At 44.5% G+C, this 2,991-nt stretch carries 6 protein-coding genes; 2 read left to right on the plus strand and 4 right to left on the minus strand.

Annotated elements, in window-relative coordinates:
• Positions 1 to 84: 84 nt before the first annotated feature.
• Complete coding sequence (locus ACX5KA_RS06075; protein WP_458730667.1) at positions 85 to 1,239, minus strand: IS110 family RNA-guided transposase; 1,155 nt, start codon at positions 1,237 to 1,239, stop codon at positions 85 to 87.
• A gap of 119 nt (positions 1,240 to 1,358) precedes the next feature.
• Here ACX5KA_RS06075 and ACX5KA_RS06080 point away from each other — a divergent pair, with 119 nt between their 5' ends.
• Positions 1,359 to 1,664 carry a hypothetical protein gene (locus ACX5KA_RS06080; RefSeq protein WP_458730668.1) on the plus strand — a complete coding sequence of 102 codons (306 nt, stop codon included), beginning with the start codon at positions 1,359 to 1,361 and terminating at the stop codon, positions 1,662 to 1,664.
• 99 nt (positions 1,665 to 1,763) lie between these two features.
• On the opposite strand, the gene ACX5KA_RS06085 is transcribed toward ACX5KA_RS06080, so the two are convergent.
• Both ACX5KA_RS06085 and ACX5KA_RS06090 read right to left on the minus strand, forming a co-directional pair.
• Positions 1,764 to 2,066: a type II toxin-antitoxin system RelE/ParE family toxin gene (locus ACX5KA_RS06085; RefSeq protein ID WP_039219402.1), complete on the minus strand. Its 303-nt coding sequence runs from the start codon at positions 2,064 to 2,066 to the stop codon at positions 1,764 to 1,766.
• Positions 2,063 to 2,305, minus strand: coding sequence for a type II toxin-antitoxin system ParD family antitoxin (locus ACX5KA_RS06090; protein WP_458730669.1), 243 nt, complete (start codon positions 2,303 to 2,305; stop codon positions 2,063 to 2,065). The genes ACX5KA_RS06085 and ACX5KA_RS06090 overlap by 4 nt, the downstream gene beginning before the upstream one ends.
• 176 nt (positions 2,306 to 2,481) lie before the next feature.
• Between ACX5KA_RS06090 and ACX5KA_RS06095 the strand changes: the two genes are divergently transcribed.
• On the plus strand, positions 2,482 to 2,790 hold the full coding sequence (locus ACX5KA_RS06095) for a DUF6980 family protein (RefSeq protein WP_084081809.1): 309 nt from the start codon (positions 2,482 to 2,484) through the stop codon (positions 2,788 to 2,790).
• Positions 2,791 to 2,900: 110 nt separating this feature from the next.
• Here ACX5KA_RS06095 and ACX5KA_RS06100 read toward each other — a convergent pair.
• Positions 2,901 to 2,991, minus strand: a 91-nt coding sequence (locus ACX5KA_RS06100; RefSeq protein WP_458730670.1) for a type II toxin-antitoxin system RelE/ParE family toxin, incomplete at its 5' end; no start/stop codon positions are given.

Raw genomic sequence — 2,991 nt, forward strand, 5'->3', positions numbered from 1 at the left:
TGTCAATAGGGCCTTGGTGAACGGTTACGTAGGTTGTGCCACATTCCGCGGCCTGATCCGAACGCGTTAGCTCAAACTCGTTTATCATGCAGGTACTCGGCTCAGTCTTAGTTTTGGATTAACCGGTGTAAGTACCACTTCTTTTGCGATAGCCCAGATATATGCGGCCATTTCTCTGGCTATCGCGGTGATGATTAAATTGTAGTGTTTACCCTTTTTACTCATGCGCTGATAGCGTTTGTACAGACGCAGCTGTGCTTTCCAAGCAATATCGACGATGTCTTTGGGTAAGCCTTCTTGCCTTAACTGTAATTCGGTAGAGACATTCGCTGGATACCGATAGCTGTGCGCGCCTTCAATCAGCAAACGCCGTGCTCGGCCATTTCCCGCTTTAGTAATAGCACCTAAGTGCCGCTTTCCGCCTGATGACTGTTCGCTGGGGACTAAACCTAAATATGCCATGAGTTTTCTTGGATGGTCGAAACGGTGTAAATCGCCAAGCTCTGCTACCACGCCAACAGCAACGAGCAATCGAACACCGCGCATCGCCTGAACGGCTTTCACCACCGGATAATAACGCCATTGGTGCACATGGTGGGTTAACTCATTGTCGAGCCTTTCCAGTCGCCGGATACGCTCTTCTATAGTTTGTAGTTGCTCCTGCAAGACTATTTGCTGGGCCGGATGAGGCAATATTAATTCAGTGAGCCAGCGAAGGTGTTTCTTCGACCAGTTGGCTGTACCCTCATAACGAATGTTGTTGCGCAGCAGTAGTGCTTTAAGCTGGTACTTGGCTTCCTTTAAATCTTTCATTGCCGCTTCTCGAGCACGGGATAAGTCACGCACGGCTTCATCTTCCGGCTCAGGTACATAAATGGGGGTAAGGTCTTCCGACTTTAGCAACTTCACCAGTTTCAGCGCATCTCGGCGGTCGGTCTTAATTCGCTCTCCAGGCTTTTTGGGAATAAGAGACGGAGCCACGACATAGCAACAATGCCCTAAGCTTGTTATCAGCCGATAAATCCAGTAGCCACAAGGCCCAGCTTCATATACGACGTGAAGTGTTGCGCCGGGATATTTAGATTCAAACTGACGAAGCAGCTTTTTTACACTAACTTTTGATGAAGGTATCCGTCCGTAGTGGACAGGGCTGGCACCACGTTGCTCCTCACAATAAGCTACTTCATGGAATTCTTTGTGCGTATCCAAGCCGATAAAAATCATGCTATGTTTATTCATGCTAGCCTCCAAATGATTTAGTCTTAAGCAAACTAATTATGGCACTGGCTTTCAGCTAACCCACGAAAATGCGGAGGCTAGCATTTCACTGGAGTCATTGTATCTATAAGGCATAAGTTTTGACTGAGCTGGTATTCTTTATCTTATTCGGAATTGTTCTCGGGCTTTGGATAAGAGCCAGTATTAGAGCCAGTAAACTCTTCGAGAAAGCGCATGAAGTAAAGGGTAATTTTTCTAAGCAAATAGAAAAACAACTTGCACATTATGATCAAATTTTTGGCATGGTATTCGGAAATCCAGAAAACTATCCACTTTATCGGCCAGAGCTTCTCCCATATGTTAAGAGTGTCAGGGCTGCATTTAAGCAAGCCTGGTTCAGCATTGCTCTTTTCGCTATTTACTTGATAATCAGCAATGCCTTATAACAAACAAATTAAGGCGTGTGCACTTCGCGCACACTGGGACACAAACACGTGGGCGGCTTCGCCATTATGCCCCACGCAACTGCGCCGCTTAGCTTAATGTTATGCGCCAAAGCGTACAGGATTTACATCCATACTTTTATGAAGGATTCTTATGACCAGAATTTCCTGACTGCCCGTTTGTTTATAGAAAATAACATGGCTACCTTGAGGAAACTTTCTGTATCCATCTCTTATTTCATCGCAGCTTTTACCAATATCAGGATTTTCAGACAACATCCAAAATGAGTCGTCGAATTGTTTAAGATATACATTACGCTGATCTCGGCCCCATTTCCGTTGCGTAAACAATGCAATATCTTTTAGATCTAATTTTGCTAATACGGTTAACTTAAATGGTTTCACTCGTTTAATTCACCGTCTAGTTCTGATATCAGATGCTCAAGGTCGTATTCAGCCTCGCCGCTTTCTTCACCTGCTACAAGTAATTGACGCAGAGTGTTTAATTTGGTTTCCTGTATTTCTAGCAAGCGAAGAGCTGAACGAATCACCTCACTCGCTGAACCATACCGGCCAGTTTGAATTTGGCTAGCAATAAAGCCATCAAAATGGTCTCCAAGGGTAATGCTGGTGTTTTTAGCCATCTGATTTCTCCAAGTACCAATATATACCTAATTATGGTACTTGCGCGATGTAAGTCAATAGCGCATAACAATCACATTAAGCCGCTCGCAGGCTCGCTGGGAGGCATACACGCAGGGCGGCTTCGCCATTATGCCCCACATGTCTGCGCCCCTTATTTAAAAGTTAGGTGTCGCGTGTGATTAAACATTGCTGTAATGAAATGGAATTAGCAATCAAGTTTGATTGTAACCATCACAAAGATGAATATGAATGTCCAGATACACTGATTTCATATAATCCAAAATTCGACGAGTACGGCATAATCATCCATGATGGCGGTACCGCTACTTCGGGTATCTCATATTGTCCTTGGTGTGGTTCAGAACTACCAAAGTCAAAAAGAGATCTTTGGTTTGACACCCTGGAAGCCCTCGGCTTTGATGACCCGAGTGAGCAAGATATACCAAAACAGTTTCAAGGGAGTGATTGGTATCGTAACACCTAACAAACAAATTATGGCACTCGCTGGGACGCTGCCATGTGGGCTCCCTTCGCTTCGCTCGGTATTATAGCCTACGTATTTTTGCCCTTTATGCGGGTGTTATATGCAATTGGTCAGAATAACTTTTTAACATCGCGATAAAAGTTTTCATGAGAGCCAAGAGCTATCAATTCAAGTATTACAGTGCCATCCTCGTAGCTGTAA

Source organism: Alteromonas alvinellae (genome assembly GCF_902705805.1).

Bases quoted from the DNA above. Each gene is read 5' to 3' on its own strand.
- ACX5KA_RS06075 (WP_458730667.1), bottom strand. From the start codon at position 1,239: ATGAATAAACATAGCATGATTTTTATCGGCTTGGATACGCACAAAGAA.
- ACX5KA_RS06090 (WP_458730669.1), bottom strand. From the start codon at position 2,305: ATGGCTAAAAACACCAGCATTACCCTTGGAGACCATTTTGATGGCTTT.